The 235-nt window shown below is 68.1% G+C and carries 1 protein-coding gene; it reads right to left on the bottom strand.

Translation table 11 applies throughout. The annotated features are described in order from the left end of the window. Nucleotides 1-235 (bottom strand): hypothetical protein (locus CVH10_RS24485; RefSeq protein WP_146143411.1); only part of this gene is annotated, 235 nt, incomplete at both ends.

The raw sequence follows: 235 nt of genomic DNA, 5'->3' as shown, positions 1-235 counted from the left end.
ACCGTGGGCTTGGCGCGCTGGTCCTGCTTGGCCCGCACCTTGCCCAGCACCACGGGATCGACGATCTCGAGGTGCGACGGGTTGGCGGTGAGCGACAGGTGGACGTTGTTGCCGTCGAACGAACGGTCCGACGAGGCACCGAGGTGGTACTTCACGTCGCCGGAGCCCTCGACCTCGGCGGGGTTGGCCGAGCCGCCCTTGAACTCGTTGAACACCGCCCGGAAGGGCTTGGCCA

Source organism: Halomonas sp. ND22Bw, from assembly GCF_003011945.1.
GTDB classification, from domain to species: Bacteria; Pseudomonadota; Gammaproteobacteria; order Pseudomonadales; family Halomonadaceae; genus Halomonas; species Halomonas halophila.
This window is presented reverse-complemented; position numbering and strand designations above follow the sequence as displayed.